Origin of the sequence: Xylanibacter oryzae DSM 17970 (genome assembly GCF_000585355.1) — a bacterium.
Taxonomy (GTDB): Bacteria; Bacteroidota; Bacteroidia; order Bacteroidales; family Bacteroidaceae; genus Prevotella; species Prevotella oryzae.
Genome location: NZ_KK073873.1, coordinates 1378894 through 1398440 on the forward strand (window position 1 = coordinate 1378894; position 19547 = coordinate 1398440).

A 19547-nucleotide genomic window follows, 5' to 3' on the forward strand; every position below is an offset into this window, starting at 1 on the left:
TTATTCTACCTTTTCAAGCATTGAAGGATGCACGAAAGTTGTTGCTACAGCCGCCAATCCATCAACAACGACTACTACACATCTGTCTTTATGTATTCGTGTAAGGTACCCTTCAACACCTTCAAATGGTCCTCCAGCAACACGCACAAAGTCACCCTTTTTAAAGAATTCAATATCCTTGCTTGTAAAATAAGTAATTCCATCCAATTCCATATCACATACTTTTCTAAAATTAATCATTTGGTTATCCGGTATTGTTATGGGTTCCTTCGTTGATGGGTTAATCAACCATCTAAAAGCATTCGAAGACCCAGAAGTAATAATTTTCAATGACTTGATATATTCTTTAGTACTTTTTACAAAAACCAAATTATGTATTGCAGGCTTCAATACTCGTTTTCTTTTACCATCCTTCTCGCTGAATCCATATTGCATCGGGACATACGTTTCAATCCCCTTTCCATCAAAATAAGCCTTAAGCTTTTGTTCTCTACAATATGATGTACCAAGTGCATACCATTTAGTTTCTTCCATAATAAGATTTTGCAGTTCTCTTTATTTGCCAGCAAAGTTAAATATAAAAATGGAAAAACAATAATAGAGATGTATAATTTTAACCAATTAAGCAAAAAAACAGGGTTTGGAATAATTATATTCCAAACCCTGCATTATATAGTTTTACTATCGATTAATTGAAGTAATACTTCACGCCAATCTGTAGTTTCCAGCATTGTGCATAATCATGATTGAATTCCCATGTATGTGTGATTGCTGATTTATCAGAATTTGTATTCATTGAGAAGTAAGGAGTTCCTGTGTTATCTACTTTGTCTACTTTCAAAATCTGACCATTAGCACAAGATAACATATTCTTCTCTACGCCCCACTTAGAATTAAAGAGGTTACCAACATTCATGATATCCAAACTCAACTGCAATGTATGTTTTGTCTGACCTACGTTCAATTTGAAATCGTGTGCCCATTTGAAATCGAATCTGTGAACAAAAGGTGCTCTTGCACTATAAGCTTCAGCGTACTGCCCCTTATGATTCTTAAGATATGAGTCTTGATTTACGAAATCCCAGAATACTTTACGGTCTGCATCGTTGGTAAATTTTATTTCACTATCATTAGCAGGTATATACATCAAATCAGATCTTAAACCATCTCCATTGATATCTCCTGAGTAGCAGAAACTATATCCAGAAGGTGAATAACCTGTATAGAATAACGAGAACAAGTCATTATTATGCTTATATGCAATTGAAGCAATTAGACGATCGGGAATAACATATTGAGAGTTTTGCACTCCACTGAAATTAGGTCCAGTTACTGTATAAAGTCCACTCCAAGCAGAAGATGCATTAGAACCTGGCATACCTGTAATTTCTTTCATGACAGTATGTGTATAAGCAACCATAATGTTCAAGTCCTTAACAGGTTGTGCGTTCAACGTAATGTTAGCAGTCCATCCATATCCTTTATGTGTATTAGTTAGTACACAAGCATTTGATATAGTATTATAATATGTATAATTTGCAGGATAAATATAACGGTTATCTGCTCCACTAAGTTTTGACCAAGTATCATCAATAGGCTTGATATTATAGTTGTCAAGCATTACATCGTTAATTTTTCTAGTATAAGTGTATTCTCCAGTTACAGTTAATGGGAATGATACAGGAATTTGATAATCAACAGCTATAGAGCTTTTCCAAACCTGTGGCATTTTGAAATTATGGTCTACACCAGCTATTGCACTAGGAACAGTTCCCTGATCAGGAGTTATAGTAGCAGGAGCGCCCAATAATGTCCTGATTTGATTAACATCCGTTACTAAACCACCAGCGAACTGCTGAAGACGTGGATCTACAGATGTAGCTGCTCCTTTACTATTGTATTTTGTTGATGCAATAACAAGGTTCTGAACCATACCTGAATTTGTAGGCATATTAGTAAAGAATACCAAAGGAAGACGACCTGCGAACAAACCAGTACCGCCACGAACTACTAAACTTTTATTTCCCAAAACATCCCATGTAAAACCTAAACGAGGAGATACCTGAATGTTTGTACTTGGCCATGAACCAGTATCAATATGACGGCCACCAAAATCAAGATTATAGATTGCGTTATTGCGAACGACATCATCGTTATTGAATGTGATATTATCAAAACGAATACCACCAGTTAATTTAAGGTTATCGATAACATTCCACTCATCCTGCAAGTAAAGTCCGTATTGATTAAATGAAACCGATGCTGCAGGGTTATTATTTCCATTATAACCGTATGTCAAGGCAACTGTCTCTGGAGTAGCTCCGTTTAGAAAATCATCAATATTACGATATCTATAATATCCTGTGCCATTACGCATATAAGAGTTAAGCGCTGACTGGTGTTCATAACTTAGTCCAGCTGTAATTTTATGATTTCCTACGAAATAGGTGAAATTATCAGTAAGAGTAGTAACTTTATTTTCTACCTTATTATTGTAAGTAAAAAGTTCATATCCAAGAGAAATATAAGGGTCTATATTAGGAGCCGTATTTCCATTTAATATATCAATGAACGGGAAATTTGATGAATTTGTACCACGAACATCTTGAATATTACTATAAGTAAATAACAACTGATTAGATATCTTTTCTCCAAAACGACTATTCAAGTCTGCAGAAACTGTGCTTATTTTGTTTTCCATTGAATAAGCTGAATTTGCATATGTCATTGAATATGCTGAAGCACGAGGCTCTGTATAAGGTGTTTTGGTATATGCATCGCTTGAATTAGCTGCAGGCATATTCCACGACTTGTCTTTGGTATAGTTATAACGCAAAGCCAAATGATGGTTATTTGTGATATTCCAATCCAAACGAGCTAATAACTTTGAGTTATTCTCATCTGATGGGAAATCTGTAAAAGAACCTGGATCATAACCATATTTATTCTTTACAAAATCAGAAACTTTCTGTAAATCTGCAGTCTTTGTGAGAGATATATATTTTGTTATATCAGATACGCCATTGTCAGAACCTTGCCATCTGTTTATTACATTAGGAATTTTAGAGTGCTCAAAATTAGTAAAGAAGAATAGTTTATTTTTAATAATTGGGCCACCCAATGTAAATCCATAAGTAGTGTTGCGGTTTATTCCACGCTCGCCAAGATCTGCATTGTTTATACGGTTACCATGCATATTCTCATTATTATAATAAACATATGCAGTACCTTTGAATGTATTAGTACCTGACTTTGTTACGGCGTTAATACCACCACCAATAAAGTTTGACTGACGTACATCGTAAGGTGCAACAACAACCTGTACTTCATCTATAGCATCCATTGATATTGGATTACCTCCACCAGGAAGGTTTGAGCTAAGACCAAAGTTATTGTTAAGGTTTGCTCCATCTAAACGGAAGTTTGTAGAACGACCATCGCCTCCAGCGAAACTCATTCCATTTGCATAAGGAGATATACGTGCAATATCAGATATACTTCTGCTTATTGTTGGTATACTAGCAATCTGTGTATTGCTGATGTTTGTTGTTGCTCCGGTTTTCTCTTTTGAGAATTTTGATGCACGTCCACTTACTACAACTTCACCAAGTTGCTGAGCATCTTCCTGCAAATTTACATTAAAAGAGGATGTCTCACCAAGTGACAATTGCACATTGTTTATTTCTTTAGGTTTATTGCCTACATAAGAAATAACAATCTGGTAAGGACCTCCAACACGCATACCCAGAATGGTAAAGCGTCCATTTTCGTTAGTAGCAGCACGGTAGACTGTTCCAGAAGGTTTGTGAATGGCTGTAACCGTAGCTCCAACCACTACTTGATCTTGTGAAGTAATCTTTCCGTTAATGCCTGATGTAGTAACCTGTGCTAGGGCTGTAGTAGTATTTGCGAATACGCAAACAACTGCAATTAAACACGTTAGAATCAATCTTTTCATAACAGTTCGTTTTGTGTGTGATTATAAATTAATATTACGTCGGCAAAATTAAATAAAATTTCTCAAATAAACATTACATTTGTGTTAAAATTGAAAATATACTGCATAAACTGGACAATACGAAGAAAAAAATATTAATAAAATTGAGACTTGCAAAACTGAAAAATTAAAAAATTATATATATCTTTGCATCCAAATTTAATCGAACCTGGGAAAATGAAGAAATTCGTTCTTACGTCTATATTTTTTATGACAGTAATTACATTTGCGCTAGCTGTAAAGATTAAACCTGGCCCTAGGTTAATGACACAGTCTGATGGAACTATTATTACCGTATATGGATATGGCGATGAGAATATGCACTATTATATGACCTCTGATAACATTCTACTTTATAACAGTGGCAGTAATTTTTATATTGCTAAAATTGATAGTACCAATGGTGTATTATCTTCTACCGGAATATTAGCCCATAATTATGGACATAGATCTAAAGAGGAAGCAATGGCGATAGGAAAGCAGAATACTAATTATTTCTTTAACGCAAAACCAATAGAACATGTAAATTCAAAAAAGTTATATGAAAACATTGCGAACAACAGCACTTATTTTCCACATACAGGTACACCAAAAGCTCTAGTAATATTAGTACAATTTTCAGATACTATATTTAAGATAAAGAACCCCAAATATATTTTTGATAAGTATCTGAACGCAACTTCTTTTGATGAAAAAAGAGATGGAACTTTAGCTCTTAACTATGGAAGTGTAGCACAGTACTTTTCTGATATGAGCGGTGGAAGATTCCGCCCTCAATTTGATGTTTATGGTCCTGTAACACTACAACATCCATCCAGTTATTACGGCAGTGGTGATGATAATATAGAAAACCTTATTCCAGATGCATGCAAAGCTGTAGATGACTCTGTCGATTTTTCGAAGTATGATGCTAATGGAGATGGAAAAGTAGACCTATTATATATAATATATGCAGGATATTCTCAATCAATAACAAGTTATTCTGATGATCTATGGCCTAAGTCAGGTACCAATGGTTCTTTTGGTTATTATGACGGTAAACAAGTATATAGATATGGAATAAATAATGAATTAAATTATACATGGAAAGGTTATATGAATGACCATAAAACATATATAAACGGAATAGGACTTTTCTGCCATGAATTTTCTCATTGTATGGGAATGCCAGACACATATTCAACAACATCTCCTGCCAACAAATTAGATAATCAGGAAATGGAAATGTGGGATTTGATGGATGGAGGTGAATATACGAATAACGGATATTGCCCTACCCCATATACAGCTTGGGAAAAAGAATCAATGGGGTGGATTAAAATCGATACCCTTAAGACACCATCCAATATTACAATGTTGCCTCTTAATGAAGGGGGCAAAGCTTATAAAATAATAAATGATGCAGCCAGCAACGAATACTACACATTAGAAAATATACAAAATACAGGTTGGAATTCGAGTGCTTATGGCCATGGCCTGCTTATATCACATGTTAATTATATACCATCGTACTTTTATCTAGGTCAAAGTCCAAATAATATTCCAGGTAAACCATACATGACTGTATTTCCTGCTGATGGTATTTTATATAATATAAGCAATACAACTATTTCTAGTGATGAATATTATATATCTCATGCCGGTGATCCGTTCCCTGGAACTAGCAAGACCACATCCTTTACAGATACTACAACAATAATAAAATCTATTGTATATAATGGAGCTACCGGTTATATGAGCAAACCAATAACTAATATAGCAGAGGCGGCCGATGGTACTATAACTTTCCGTTTCATGGGTGGAGATACAAACAGTATTGAAAATGCAATAATAGACAATAATAAAGAAGACAATAAAATATATTCAACAAATGGGATGTATTTAGGCACTAATATGTCAATACTTCCAAAAGGTATATACATAATAAATCGAAAAAAAATAATAAAATAATATCATTATGAATTTAAAAATACGCCTGATAATAATGAATTTCCTCGAATTTGCTGTTTGGGGATCTTATCTTACATCTATGGGACGATATTTAGGTAACATAGGTATGAGCACACAAATAGGATGGTTTTATTCAATGCAAGGTATCGTTGCTATTTTTATGCCTGCCATAATAGGAATAATAGCTGATAGATGGATTCAAGCACAGCGTTTGTTGGGATTTTGCCATCTAATAGCCGGACTTTTTATGTTTGCGACAGCATGGTACGGTTTTACAGCTGGTACACATTCACAATTCAGCATTTTTTTCTCTCTTTATGGTGTCAGTATGGCATTTTATATGCCAACTCTTGCGCTATACAATTCAGTAGCATACAATGCTCTGACAAATGCAGGAATGGACACAGTAAAAGACTATCCACCTATCAGAGTCTTTGGCACTATAGGCTTTATCTGTGCGATGTGGTTTGTAGATCTTATGGGATTTCAAGCCAATCAAAATCAATTTGCAACATCTGGAGTGCTCAGCATAATGCTGTTCATATATTCATTTTCACTTCCTCAATGTAAGATAATAAAAGGTTCTCGCAAAAATAAAGACATAATAGAGGCCTTAGGATTGAAAGCCTTTCAGTTATTCAAGCAGAAAAAAATGGCAATATTTTTCATTTTCTCAGGATTATTGGGAGTAAGCCTACAAATAACTAATGGTTTTGCAAATCCGTATATTAGCAGTTTTGGGGCTATACAAGAATACGCTGGAACTTTCGGTGTAAGACATGCAAACATTCTTATATCGCTGTCACAAGTAAGTGAAACTTGTTGTATACTACTTATTCCTTTTTTCATGAAAAGATACGGAATAAAAAATGTAATGTTAATAGCAATGTTTGCATGGGTACTCAGATTCGGTCTATTTGGTGTAGGCAATCCTGGTAATGGTGTTTGGATGTTTGTGTTGTCAATGATTGTTTATGGCGTTGCATTTGACTTTTTCAATGTATCAGGATCACTATTCGTTGATAAAAGTACAGATGAAAGCATAAGATCTAGTGCTCAAGGCCTTTTCCTTTTAATGACAAACGGTATTGGTGCTACAGTTGGAACACTTGCAGCTCAAGCAATAATAAACCATTACACACATCCCACGCATATAGGTGATAATTTTTACACAGTAGGTAATTGGCAAGCATGCTGGCTTATTTTTGCAGGATATGCTTTAGTTATAGGTATTGCCTTTGCACTTATATTCAGACCAAAAAAAGTATAGAATAATAACTAATAATATAAATTTAAAAAGATGAGAAGCAGAACAGACAATTGGTTCGAATGCAAAATCAAGTATGAAAAAATGCAGGAAGATGGAACCCAAAAGAAAGTAACTGAACAATATACAGTTGATGCACTTAGCTTTACCGAAGCTGAAAAACGCATAATGGAAGAAATGTCAAGCTACATAAGTGGTGCTTTTGAAGTAAGCGACATAAAGAAAGCTTCTTATAAGGAAGTCTTCTTTGCGGATCTTGACAGTGCTGATAAATGGTACAAGACAAAGGTACAATTCATAACTATCGATGAAAAAACAGCAAAAGAAAAACGTTCTAATGTATATTACCTTGTGAATGCAGGCTCTTTCAAGGGTGCTGTTAATAGCGTAATAGAATTTATGGGACAAGGTACTATTGATTATTCAATTGCAGCCATAAATGAGACCGCTATTATGGATGTTTATGAATATGGTAAAACAAATTATAACGATAAACCAGAATACGAGGAGGCAAAATAATTATGGAAATTGACGTAGCTAAGAATTTGCACGATGTGCTTGACATTTTGCCTAATGGCGTACGTCTAGTTGCCATAAGCAAATACCATCCAAATGAATATCTGGAAGCAGCATATAATGAAGGGCAACGTATTTTTGGAGAGAGCCACGAACAGGAACTTTCAAAAAAATATGAGACACTTCCTAAAGATATTGTATGGCACTTTATAGGTCATCTTCAGACAAACAAAGTAAAATATATTGCTCCATATATATCTATGATAGAAGCAGTAGATTCACTAAAACTTTTAAAAGAAATAAATAAGCAGGCCGAAAAAAGCAAAAGGAGTATTGACGTACTTCTCGAGTTACATATTGCTAAAGAAGAAACAAAATACGGTTTATCAATTGATGAATGTCGTAATCTTCTTAAAAATGGAGAATGGCATTATATGAAAAATATCAGAATTTGTGGGTTAATGATGATGGCAAGCAACGTTGACGATGAAAATCAGATACGTTCTGAATTTACCAATGCTTCTGATTTTTTTTATGAGATAAAAAAAGATTTCTTTGAGAACGATGATTACTTTAAAGAACGCTCATGGGGAATGAGCCATGATTACAAAATAGCTTTGCAATGCAATAGTACAATGATACGTGTAGGAACCAAAATATTTGGTCCTAGAGTATACTAGTAGTAAAAAATAGTTAATACGAAAGTTATATCTTTTAATAAATGTTAGGCGTATCATTTTTTATGCATCAAACTATTGCATAATAAAAAAATAACTATACCTTTGCAGCGTGTTTTTCATGGTATTAGATTATTAAGGTTAATAAAAGATTGGTTGTCGTGAGACAATCAATTTTTTTTGTGTTTTATTTTGCGGTAAACGCGTTTTATATTATCTTTGTGCCAACATAAATTATAAAAACATGAATTACGAAGAACTCATAGAAGCTCGTGATGCCAAGACGCAAAATTTGGGAAATATGCCTATCGGTAATATATACAAGCGCCATATATCAAACAAATATATCAATATATTAAAAATTAAGGATAATCTAATAAACAATTTTTTCTTCAGCGGCGATATTAACTTTGAATACCAAGTAAATCAAACAATTAAGAATAAGCATCAACTACATTTTTCGCCAATTTTTCAAGGTGAAGACATAGTAGCATTAAAAATAGAGATGTGTAATTTTCAAAGTTTCGAGTCATTACTTTCAAAAAATCCTGCAGTTGTAGGCTCTAAACATTTTATATCTGACACAATTAATGACATATTAAACTTTACTGAACTATTACACAAAAAGAATATATATCATGTTTGCTATGCACCATCAACAGTATTATCACGCAATGGCAATAACAGTGTTTTGTTTATTTCTCACGGCTCATTCTACCAGAATATAAAAGACAGAGAATCTCTATATGGGAATTATCCAAATTATATCGCTCCAGAAGTATTAAATGGAGATACTATCGACGAGCGCACAGATATATATTCAATAGGAAAGTTTATTGAGAGCTTATTTATAGTATCTCCAATTCCTTTTCACTATAAAAGAATTGTATCACGTGCTACTAAAACAGATCCAGAAGACAGATATCAGTCTATAAATGATATGCGACATGATCTTGCAGTAAAGAAAACCCTTTATAAATTAATATTGACATGTTCAATTGCGGCTGTATTATCGATATTTGGTTTCACAATATGGTGGAATCTTACTCCTAAAAAGACTCCAATAGAATTTGTTAGCCCGGCTCCCAGACAGGCAACAGATGATCTAATTGATGACGGATTTGATCCACGAACTGAATTAGGAGTTATCACAAATGACTCAGTAAACCAAATGTCGCCTGCAGAACAAAAGAAACAGGCGGAATACGAAAAAAAGAATGAAGAAATATTTAGGAAACGCTATACATTGGCAGCTGCAAAAATAATAAATAAGATATACAATAAAAAATATATGGGCAATAACGAAAAGAAGTTTGTAGCCGGCAGTCAAGCAACACTTGACGACTTGAGCAAACTACAAACTGACTTGGGGGCTAAAGCCCATCTTCCTGACTCAAAAAGCCAAAGAATAGCAGCAGAGGTTATAGAAGGACTCACAGAACAGAAAATGTATGAGATGAAATAATAAAAATAAAATCTTATTTTTATTTTGTATTACACTTGAATTGCAGTATCTTTGCAGACGGATTTTAAATAAAAAATAATGCCTGAAATATCAGTACGCGGGCTTGAAATGCCAGAATCTCCTATACGGAAATTGGCACCACTTGCTGCCGCAGCAAAAAAAAGAGGAACCAAGGTGTACCACCTAAATATAGGGCAACCAGACTTACCGACTCCCAAGGTAGGCCTAGATGCTTTGCATCACATAACTAAAAAAGTTCTTGAGTATTCACCATCGCAAGGCTATCTTAGCTACCGCGAAAAATTAGTTGGATACTACAAAAAATACAACATAAATGTCAATGCAGACGACATCATTATAACATCAGGTGGTAGTGAAGCTGTACTTTTTGCATTTATGTCATGCCTAAATCCTGGCGACGAGATAATTGTCCCTGAACCAGCTTACGCTAATTATATGGCATTTGCTATCTCTGCTGGAGCTAAAATTCGTACTATAGCAACAACTATCGAAGAAGGATTTTCTCTTCCAAAAGTAGAAAAATTCGAAGAACTTATCAACGACAGGACGCGTGCTATAATGATATGCAATCCAAATAATCCAACTGGATATCTTTATACCAGACGAGAAATGAATCAAATACGTGATCTTGTAAAGAAATATGATCTTTATCTGTTTTCTGATGAAGTTTATCGTGAATATATCTACACAGGATCTCCATATATCAGTGCTTGCCATCTTGAAGGTATAGAACAAAATGTAGTTCTTATTGATTCGGTATCTAAGCGTTACAGCGAATGTGGAATTCGAATAGGAGCTCTTATTACGAAAAATGCAGAGGTTAGAAAAGCTGTAATGAAATTCTGCCAAGCCAGACTTTCTCCACCATTAATTGGACAAATTGTTGCAGAGGCATCACTTGATGCACCTGAAGAATATTATCGTGAAGTATATGATGAATATGTTGAGCGTCGAAAATGCTTGATAGACGGGCTCAATCGAATACCTGGTGTATACTCACCTATACCAATGGGTGCTTTCTATACAGTTGCCAAATTGCCGGTCGACGACAGTGAAAAATTCTGCCGCTGGTGTCTGGAAAAATTTAATTATGAGGGTGAAACCGTTATGATGGCACCAGCAGCAGGATTTTACACAACTCCTGGCGCAGGCATTAATCAAGTACGTATTGCTTATGTTCTAAAAAAAGTTGATCTTGAGCGTGCCCTATTTGTTCTTCGCAAAGCCTTGGAAGTATACCCAGGAAGAGTTGATGATAATAGCTAATTATGAATTTCCCTCTATATATTGCAAAAAAAATATATAACGATAAAGGCGACCGTAAAAAAGTAAGTCGACCTGCTATCAAAATCGCTACACTTGGTGTGGCGATTGGTCTTGCTGTAATGATAATTTCTGTTTGTGTAGTATTAGGATTTAAACATTCAATACGAGATAAAGTAATTGGATTCGGTAGCCATATTCAGGTAGAAGATATTATGGCCCTTAATAATCAAGACCAATATCCCATATGTATTAACGACAGTATGGTAAATGTACTTAAGGGATGCTGGGGCATTAAACATGTGCAAAAGTATGCGCTAAAGCAAGGAATCTTAAAGACAGACAAGGATTTTCTGGGCATCATGTTTAAAGGTATTGGACCTGATTACGACATAAATTTCCTAAAACAAAATCTTAAATCAGGCGAAATTCCTAAGTTTAGTGATTCCAGCAGTCAAAATAAACTTGTAATTTCCCAAATCATGGCTTCTAAGTTAAAACTAAAAGTCGGTGATAAAGTTTTTGCATACTTTATTTCTAAAGATGATGTAAGAGCTAGGCGTTTCAAAATAAGCGGAATTTATCAAACAAATATGACTAAGTTTGACCAAACATTCTGCTATACAGACATATATACTGCAATCAAACTTAATGGATGGGAAAATGATCAATGCAGTGGTGCTGAACTTCAAGTAAAAGATTTTTCAAGACTTAATGAAGTAGAGAATGTTATAGTGAAAAAAGTGAATAGGACAATAGACAAGTATGGTGAAACATATGCTTCTCAAACAATTATTGATGCAAATCCACAAGTTTTTGCATGGCTTAATCTATTAGACCTTAATGTATGGGTTATTATGGCACTAATGATTTGTGTTGCAGGATTCACTATGATAAGCGGTCTACTGATTATAATTCTTGAGCGCACTACGATGATTGGAGTCTTGAAAGCACTTGGTGCGAAAAATAAAACAATCAGGCACACCTTCCTTTGGTTTGCCGTATTCATTATAGGTAAAGGTTTAATTATAGGAGATGCATTAGGTTTAGGTCTGCTATTTCTACAAAAATATACAGGCTTAATCAAACTAGATCCTACTACATATTATGTAAATACTGTACCGATTGAAATAAATATACCATTTATTATCATTATCAATGTGATAACATTAATAATAAGTATATTCGTATTGATCGCCCCTAGTTATCTTATATCTCATATTCACCCAGCAAGATCAATGCACTTCGAATAAAAACAAAAGTTTTTTCAATCCTCATTATGAGGACTATATAAAAAAGTATCCCCGAGAGCACTCATCTGCTGTCGGGGACTATTTTTGTACTCACTAGTACAATAAACACATGTATAATTAATTTTCTGAATTAATCTTATTTATACAGATATCTCTTTATACTCTTTTTAGGCGTTTTATCAAACTCCTGAGTATGCATTTCTATTGCTGATAATCTCTCATATGATGGTAATATCTGATTCAATTCCAAAAGATTCTGTTCCATTATCTTTTCAATATCATCATCATTAAATTCCATTTCTTTAGCACCTTCATAATCAGGATGTACAAGAGCTATCAATTTATTGTCACGCTGCACTACAACGCTTTCAACAACCATAGTCATACTATTTAATTTATCCTCAATTTCTTCAGGATATATATTTTGCCCATTAGGTCCGAGTATCATATTTTTACTACGACCCTTAATATAAACATTACCATTACTATCCATTAAGCCCAGATCACCAGTATGGTACCACCCATCACTATCTAAAGCTTGTGCTGTTGCCTCTGGGTTCTTATAATATCCGAGCATTATATTTAGTCCCTTAGCAATTATCTCTCCTGGTATATTTTCAGGGTCAGAACTATCTATCTTTACATTCATATGAACAACAGCCCTACCACAAGATCCAGGTGCAAAAGACTTGTAGTCGCTATAACAAATTATAGGTGCACACTCAGTAGCCCCATATCCAACAGTTATAGGGAATTCGATTTGATGCATAAAACTTTCAACTTCATTGCTTAAAGCTGCTCCGCCTACTATGATCTCATAGAATCTACCTCCAAATGCATTGACAACCTGTTCACATATTTTTTCACGAACCTTCTTACTTATCACCGGCATATTCAAAAGTAAGCGCATGCGGTTATTTTGAATTTTAGGAAAAACCTTCTTTCGTACGATTTTCTCTATGACAAGAGGTACTGCAATAATTATTGCTGGTTTGATATCAGCAAAAGCCTGAGCTATAATTACAGGACTAGGTACACGAGTAAGAAAGAATATATGACACCCATAGCAAAATTCAAATATAAATTCAAAAGCCATGCCATACATATGCGCTAAGGGTAATATGCTGATAGTATTATCACCACTATTAATTTTTGTCCCTAAAACATGAAAAGCGAAATCAAGATTGCCCCACATTGCCCTATAAGGTATCATTACCCCCTTGGAAAAGCCCGTAGTACCACTCGTATAATTTATTAGAGCCATCTCCTCAGGATCAGAATCTATATAATAATGAACATTATTAGAGCGAAATGCTTTGGGATATTTATGACCAAACATCTCATTTAGATGTTCACGTGCATAAGTAAGCTTATCTGTACGTGAAATAACGACCGAATAATCAGGTATATAAATTATTCCTTCCAAGTTTGGCATTTTTGTTGCATCAATAGTAGTAGCAACAACGTCCCCGACAAAAAGGATTTTTGCTTCACAATGATTTACGATATTGTGAATCTGCTCACCGGTAAATTCATGAAGTATAGGAACTGCAATAGCTCCATAAGTAAGTGTAGCTAAGAATGCAACAGCCCAGTTCGCACTGTTACGTCCACACAATGCTATCTTATCACCTCTGGTAACACCAGAATTTTCGAACATTATGTGAAGTTTTTCTATCTTGCGGGCTACATCTTTGTATTGCAATGTTACTCCTTTATAGTCAGTAAGAGCATCAAGATCCCAATTTTTTATTATCGACTTTTCTATATATGAATTGAAACTAGGTATAATTTCCATTGCACAATTTTATAAATTTTGTGCAAAGATAGCATGTTATCTGCACACCCCAAAATATTTTGTGCAATATTTTAGTTTTATTCTACAAAACTATAATAAAAACTGTAAAATAGGACAATCTAGCTAATCATCAAGCAATGTTGAATTCCTCACACGACTTAAAGTTTCTGGAGTCATTTGCAAATAACTTGCTATATAATTCATCGGAGCACGTAACACTATTTGAGGCTGCATCTTACATAACTTTTTATATCTATCCTGTGCTGTTTCAAATCTTAGCATATCCGCATGAACCTGAGACTGTATAAGAGACTCTTCGAGAATCTTTCTATACAATATCTGGATATTACCATTATGTAAAGCTATTTCTTCCAGACTCTGGCGTGGCAATCCATATATTATAGAGTTTTCAATAGCCTCTATTTGCAACTTCGTAGGACGCTCCTTAAATAAACTTTCAATACTCATCACTATATTACCTTCCACTTGCAAATGTTCAGTAAGCTCCTTGTCATTTTTAAAGTAAAATAATCTTACCAACCCTCTGTCTACATAGTATATATAATGGCACACTTCGCCTTCTTTTAGAACAAGTTGGCCCCTAGAGAATTTCATAGGTACAAGAATACTCTCCAGCAAACTTAATTCATCTAGAGTCATCGTACTATACTTACGTGCCAATTCTCTGGCAACATCATGTTTAGTGTTTAGTAATTCTTTCATTATCTCTCCTCCAATAATTTTCGTTTTAGTCTAATTTAAGCACAGCAAGGAAAGCCTTCTGAGGAACTTCCACATTACCTATCTGCTTCATCCTCTTCTTTCCTTTTTTCTGTTTTTCCAATAACTTTCTTTTACGGCTGACATCACCACCATAACATTTTGCCGTAACATCTTTTCTTACGCACTTTATTGTTTCACGCGCAACAATTTTTGCACCTATTGCCGCTTGTATAGCTATATCAAATTGCTGACGCGGTATTAAGTCCCTTAGTTTTTCGCACATTCTACGTCCGAAAATATTAGATATTTTGTCCTCACGGAGCAACCATCCAAGTCCAAGAAGTAAATTAGAATCTGTTTCTTTGGTGACATTTTTCAGACTATTATAGTCTTGCCCTTCATTTTGATTGAGAGATTTCCAGATTGCACCAGCAACCTCACCAGCTTTTTCCTTAAACATATTACTTTACACCTATTATTAAAATTCGATTGCAAATATAAGCTTATTTTTAATAATAGCCAAACTTTTATTTGCAAATATGCAAATCTTTTCATAACTTCGCATCAATATAATTATCTTTGATTTATATTTATTATACAACATGATTCACAATTATTATAAATCCATGTCAATCAGATCATTAAGTTTATCTGCAGCAATGTTTGTATTTTCATTTTCATTATCAGGATGTCATGAATCAATGGAAAAGCGCTGCGCTCGTGAAGCAAGAGAGTATACACAAAAATTATGTCCAGCCCCTATAGCAAAAGACATTATTATAGACAGTATGGGATTTGATGAATCCACCCTCACGCTGAATTACTATTATTCATTAAAGAACAAATTAGACGATACAAACGTTATTAGTCATTCGAGATCCAGCATGCACAAACAATTACTTGAAGCTATACGAAACACTACAAGTATAAAGTCTTACAAAGATAATGGATACAATTTCGGCTATACATACTATTCATCATCACAACCTAATGTAATTTTATATCACATAGTCTTTCACAAAAAAGATTATAAATAAAAAATCAGCCCCCATATTAAAGGAGGCTGATCACTCATCGTATTAAAGATGAATATCTCATTGTTTTTTCAACTCTTCAAGAGCACGACATAATTGATCTGGGCAACTTGTATTTTTTGTCCCACAACGTGTACCATCCAATTTTGATATAACGTCATCAATTTTCATGCCTGTGATTAATTTGCTCATTCCTTTAAGGTTTCCATTGCATCCACCAAAAAAGAACACCTGTTTTATCACATTATTTTCATCAGCAGTAACATCTATGAGTTGACTACAAGTACCTAAAGTTTTATATGCAATATGTTTCAGAGCCATTATTATTCTTCAGAATCACATTCATCAGGTTTCATATTTGTATACACGCTCTGAACATCATCATCGTCTTCAAGCAGATCCACCATTTTGTCAATAGTTTCACGCTCTTCGGTCGTAACATCTTTCAGATCATTAGGTATACGTGTAAATTCAGCACCAGTTACATCAAAACCGTTACCCTCAAGATATTTCTGGATATCTCCGAAACTCTTAGGATCACCGTAGATAGTTATTTCACCAGCCTCTTCATCCTCATCATATTCATCATCAACCCCATAGTCGATAAGTTCAAGAATAAGCTCATCCATTTCCAGCCCGTCCTTTTTCTTAAAAGAGAATACACACTTCTGGTCAAACAAGAAAGACAGCGAACCCATTGTACCAAGGTTTCCACTGAACTTATTAAAAATAGCACGTACGTTACCTACAGTCCTGGTTGTATTATCAGTAGCAGCATCAACGAATACAGCCACTCCATGAGGACCATATCCCTCATATGTCACCTCCTTATAGTCGCTTTGGTCTTTACCCATAGCATTTTTGATAGCACGTTTAACATTTTCGTTAGGCATGTTTTCACGCTTAGCGTTCTGTATTATTGCGCGCAGATGAGGGTTATTCTCAGGATCAGAACCACCAGCACGTACTGCGATAGCTATCTGTTTTCCTATCTTAGTGAATGTACGGGCCATATGACCCCATCTCTTTAATTTCGTAGCCTTACGATATTCAAATGCTCTTCCCATTGGAGTAAATTTTTATTTTGTTTAATTTTATATTCTGATATTTATCTAAGTTCTGCACTAAGTTTTGATTTCAAATTTGCTATTAGTTTCTTCATAATAGCATCAATCTGTTTGTCATTTAGTGTATTCTGTTCATCTTGCAATATGAAGTTAACAGCATAACTTTTCTTTCCTGCAGGTAGGTTTTTGCCTTCATAGACATCAAACAGTTCAACTCTTTTAAGTAGTTTTTTGTCTGTCTGTCTTGCTATTTCCTCTACTTGAGCGAATTCTACGTTTTTATCAAGCAGAAGAGCCAAGTCACGGCTTACTGCAGGATACTTGCTTATTGGTTTGAATTCAAACTTAGCCTTACGTATAACCTTCATAAGAGCAGTCCAGTTTAAATCTGCGAAGAACACATTGTTGTCTATATCCATTTTCTTCTGCAGTTTCATGCTCATCACGCCCATTTCAACAAGAGTTTTTCCACCCCTGTTTTGTATAGTTAATCCTCTAGACAAAATATCATTTTCATTGTTTTTTGTTACAATCATACCTTCTGTCACTCCTATACGACGCAGTATATTATAGACACAAGCTTTCAATTCAAAGAAAGAACTATCCTCATCAGGATGTGCCCAAGAACCTTCCACTCGCTTGCCTGTTATCCACAGTCCCAAGTGATAATCTTCACTATACGCACGAGTAGGCTCATCTGCATTTTTCTTTTCAGCTGCAAAATGATAACAATTGCCAAATTCAAAGAAGCGCAAATTTGCATTCTTTCTATTAGCATTACGTACAATACTCTCTAATCCACCAAACAGAAGAGTTTGCCTCAAAACGCTTAAATCTGCACTTAGCGGGTTCATTAATTTCACGCATGCCTCAGCTGGATAAGAATCTATTCCATCATAATATTCAGCTTTTGTAAGAGAGTTGTTAAGTATTTCATTGAATCCACATCCCACGAGTTGCTCACCTACAATATTCTCAAGTTTATGCTTATGATCCTCTTCACCCTTTATAACAAGGCACCCTTTCAACTGAGAAGGAATTTCCACGTTATTATAACCATAAATACGCAGTATATCCTCTACTACATCACAAGGACGCTGCACATCGACACGATAGGCAGGAACATCTAGCAACATATCAGTCTCGCTTTCGCTTATAATTTTCATCTCAAGACTAGTAACAATACTTTTTATCGTATCCTTAGATAAATCCTTACCTATAAGATTATTAATATAATCATACTTTAGATCTACACTATAATTTGGTAAAGGTTCTGGATATACATCTTTTATCTTCATAGACACTTTACCTCCGGCGAGTTCCTTACACAACATCGCAGCCTGTTTCAGTGCATATATTATGCCATTAGGATCAATTCCGCGCTCAAACCTAAACGAAGCATCTGTACTCAGTCCATGACGCCTTGCGCTCTTACGAATCCATGTAGGATGGAAATAAGCGCTTTCAAGTACTACATTTTTAGTATTTTCATAAGTACCACTTCCCTTGCCTCCAAATATACCTGCGATACACATTGGCTCTTCAGCATTGCATATACTCAGATCATGAGAACCAAGAGTATGTTCCTCGCCATCTAATGTTACGAATTTAGAACCTTCAGGTTGTGTACGCACCACTATCTGATTCCCTTTTACCATATCTGCATCAAAACAATGCATTGGTTGCCCGTAAGCCATCATGATATAGTTCGTTATATCCACTATATTATTAATAGGGCGCAAACCTATCACGCGTAGTTTATCCTGCAACCATTTAGGGCTCTCCTTCACATCACAATCAGTAATACTTATACATGCATAACGTTTACAAGCCTCGTTATTTTCTATAGTGACACCAATAGGCATATCATTATTATCAACCTTAAATGCATCACAAGAAGGACGATGTAAACTGGTTTTATATCCATTCTGTATCAACCAAGCATACAGATCCCTTGCCACTCCATAGTGAGACAAAGCATCAGCGCGGTTAGCAGTAATGTCTATTTCTATTACCCAGTCACTTTCAAGATGATAATATTCAGCAGCTGTCTGTCCAACAACAGCATTTTCAGGCAGTACAATTATTCCTGCATGATCATTTCCAACACCTATTTCATCCTCGGCACAAATCATACCGAAACTGTCGACTCCACGTAGTTTTGATTTTTTAATAACGAATTCGTTATCTCCATCATATAATATACACCCTAAGTCAGCTACTATAACCTTTTGTCCTGCTGCCACATTTGGTGCTCCACAAACTATTTGTGAAGGATTTTCGTGACCTAGGTCAACTGTTGTTACATGAAGATGATCAGAGTTCGGATGTATGTCACAAGTAAGAACCTTACCAACATACAATCCTTTCAATCCACCTTTAATACTTTGCACTTCCTCAAGAGCGTCAACTTCAAGTCCTGTAGAAGTCAGAGCATTGCACACCTGTTGTGGTGTCAAGTCAAAGTCAACGTATTCCTTAAGCCATTTGTAAGAAATATTCATTATAATGATTAT

15 protein-coding genes and 2 pseudogenes are annotated in these 19547 nt (G+C 34.9%); 8 read left to right on the plus strand and 9 right to left on the minus strand.

What is annotated here, in order from left to right; translation table 11 throughout:
- Positions 1-534 carry a UpxY family transcription antiterminator gene (locus tag XYLOR_RS05740; RefSeq protein WP_036877727.1) on the minus strand — a complete coding sequence of 178 codons (534 nt, stop codon included), beginning with the start codon at positions 532-534 and terminating at the stop codon, positions 1-3.
- Positions 535-688: 154 nt separating this feature from the next.
- On the minus strand, positions 689-3958 hold the full coding sequence (locus XYLOR_RS05745; protein WP_036877728.1) for a TonB-dependent receptor: 3270 nt from the start codon (positions 3956-3958) through the stop codon (positions 689-691).
- A 216-nt stretch (positions 3959-4174) separates the two neighbouring features.
- Between XYLOR_RS05745 and XYLOR_RS05750 the strand changes: the two genes are divergently transcribed.
- The 7 genes from XYLOR_RS05750 (at position 4175) to XYLOR_RS05780 (ending at position 12409) form a co-directional block, all read left to right on the plus strand.
- Positions 4175-5947 carry a M6 family metalloprotease domain-containing protein gene (locus tag XYLOR_RS05750; protein WP_036877729.1) on the plus strand — a complete coding sequence of 591 codons (1773 nt, stop codon included), beginning with the start codon at positions 4175-4177 and terminating at the stop codon, positions 5945-5947.
- Positions 5948-5954: 7 nt separating this feature from the next.
- The gene (locus XYLOR_RS05755; RefSeq protein WP_036877731.1) at positions 5955-7217 is read left to right on the plus strand and encodes an MFS transporter; all 1263 of its coding nucleotides are present in this window, start codon (positions 5955-5957) and stop codon (positions 7215-7217) included.
- A 30-nt stretch (positions 7218-7247) separates the two neighbouring features.
- On the plus strand, positions 7248-7733 hold the full coding sequence (locus XYLOR_RS05760) for a DUF4494 domain-containing protein (protein ID WP_036877732.1): 486 nt from the start codon (positions 7248-7250) through the stop codon (positions 7731-7733).
- A 2-nt stretch (positions 7734-7735) separates the two neighbouring features.
- On the plus strand, positions 7736-8410 hold the full coding sequence (locus XYLOR_RS05765; protein ID WP_036877734.1) for a YggS family pyridoxal phosphate-dependent enzyme: 675 nt from the start codon (positions 7736-7738) through the stop codon (positions 8408-8410).
- Between the two features lie 241 nt (positions 8411-8651).
- Complete coding sequence (locus XYLOR_RS05770) at positions 8652-9872, plus strand: protein kinase domain-containing protein (protein WP_036877735.1); 1221 nt, start codon at positions 8652-8654, stop codon at positions 9870-9872.
- Positions 9873-9950: 78 nt separating this feature from the next.
- Positions 9951-11159, plus strand: a complete 1209-nt coding sequence (locus XYLOR_RS05775; RefSeq protein WP_036877737.1) for a pyridoxal phosphate-dependent aminotransferase — start codon at positions 9951-9953, stop codon at positions 11157-11159.
- Between the two features lie 2 nt (positions 11160-11161).
- Positions 11162-12409 carry an ABC transporter permease gene (locus tag XYLOR_RS05780; protein ID WP_036877739.1) on the plus strand — a complete coding sequence of 416 codons (1248 nt, stop codon included), beginning with the start codon at positions 11162-11164 and terminating at the stop codon, positions 12407-12409.
- A gap of 136 nt (positions 12410-12545) precedes the next feature.
- Here the strand turns inward: XYLOR_RS05780 and XYLOR_RS05785 are convergent, their stop codons facing one another.
- From XYLOR_RS05785 to XYLOR_RS14010, 4 genes and pseudogenes are all read right to left on the minus strand, one after another.
- Positions 12546-14207, minus strand: coding sequence for an AMP-binding protein (locus tag XYLOR_RS05785; RefSeq protein WP_036877741.1), 1662 nt, complete (start codon positions 14205-14207; stop codon positions 12546-12548).
- Between the two features lie 123 nt (positions 14208-14330).
- Positions 14331-14930: a Crp/Fnr family transcriptional regulator gene (locus XYLOR_RS05790; protein ID WP_036877743.1), complete on the minus strand. Its 600-nt coding sequence runs from the start codon at positions 14928-14930 to the stop codon at positions 14331-14333.
- Positions 14931-14955: 25 nt separating this feature from the next.
- Positions 14956-15225, minus strand: a pseudogene (locus XYLOR_RS14005) (elongation factor 4); the annotation flags it as partial.
- Positions 15226-15243: 18 nt separating this feature from the next.
- A pseudogene (locus tag XYLOR_RS14010) lies at positions 15244-15390 on the minus strand (winged helix-turn-helix domain-containing protein); the annotation flags it as partial.
- Between the two features lie 166 nt (positions 15391-15556).
- Here XYLOR_RS14010 and XYLOR_RS05800 point away from each other — a divergent pair.
- A complete protein-coding gene (locus tag XYLOR_RS05800; RefSeq protein ID WP_154655678.1) occupies positions 15557-15967 on the plus strand; it encodes a DUF8479 domain-containing protein in 411 nt (136 codons plus the stop codon).
- A gap of 57 nt (positions 15968-16024) precedes the next feature.
- Here the strand turns inward: XYLOR_RS05800 and XYLOR_RS05805 are convergent, their stop codons facing one another.
- Genes XYLOR_RS05805 through pheT form a run of 3 tightly spaced genes read right to left on the minus strand, consistent with a single transcriptional unit; the run spans position 16025 to position 19535 of the window.
- Positions 16025-16285 (minus strand): TIGR03905 family TSCPD domain-containing protein, encoded by a 261-nt coding sequence (locus XYLOR_RS05805; RefSeq protein ID WP_036877748.1) that lies wholly within the window; start codon positions 16283-16285, stop codon positions 16025-16027.
- Between the two features lie 2 nt (positions 16286-16287).
- Positions 16288-17031, minus strand: a complete 744-nt coding sequence (locus XYLOR_RS05810) for a YebC/PmpR family DNA-binding transcriptional regulator (protein ID WP_036877749.1) — start codon at positions 17029-17031, stop codon at positions 16288-16290.
- A 41-nt stretch (positions 17032-17072) separates the two neighbouring features.
- Positions 17073-19535, minus strand: coding sequence for a phenylalanine--tRNA ligase subunit beta (pheT, locus tag XYLOR_RS05815; protein ID WP_036877750.1), 2463 nt, complete (start codon positions 19533-19535; stop codon positions 17073-17075).
- Positions 19536-19547: the final 12 nt, after the last annotated feature.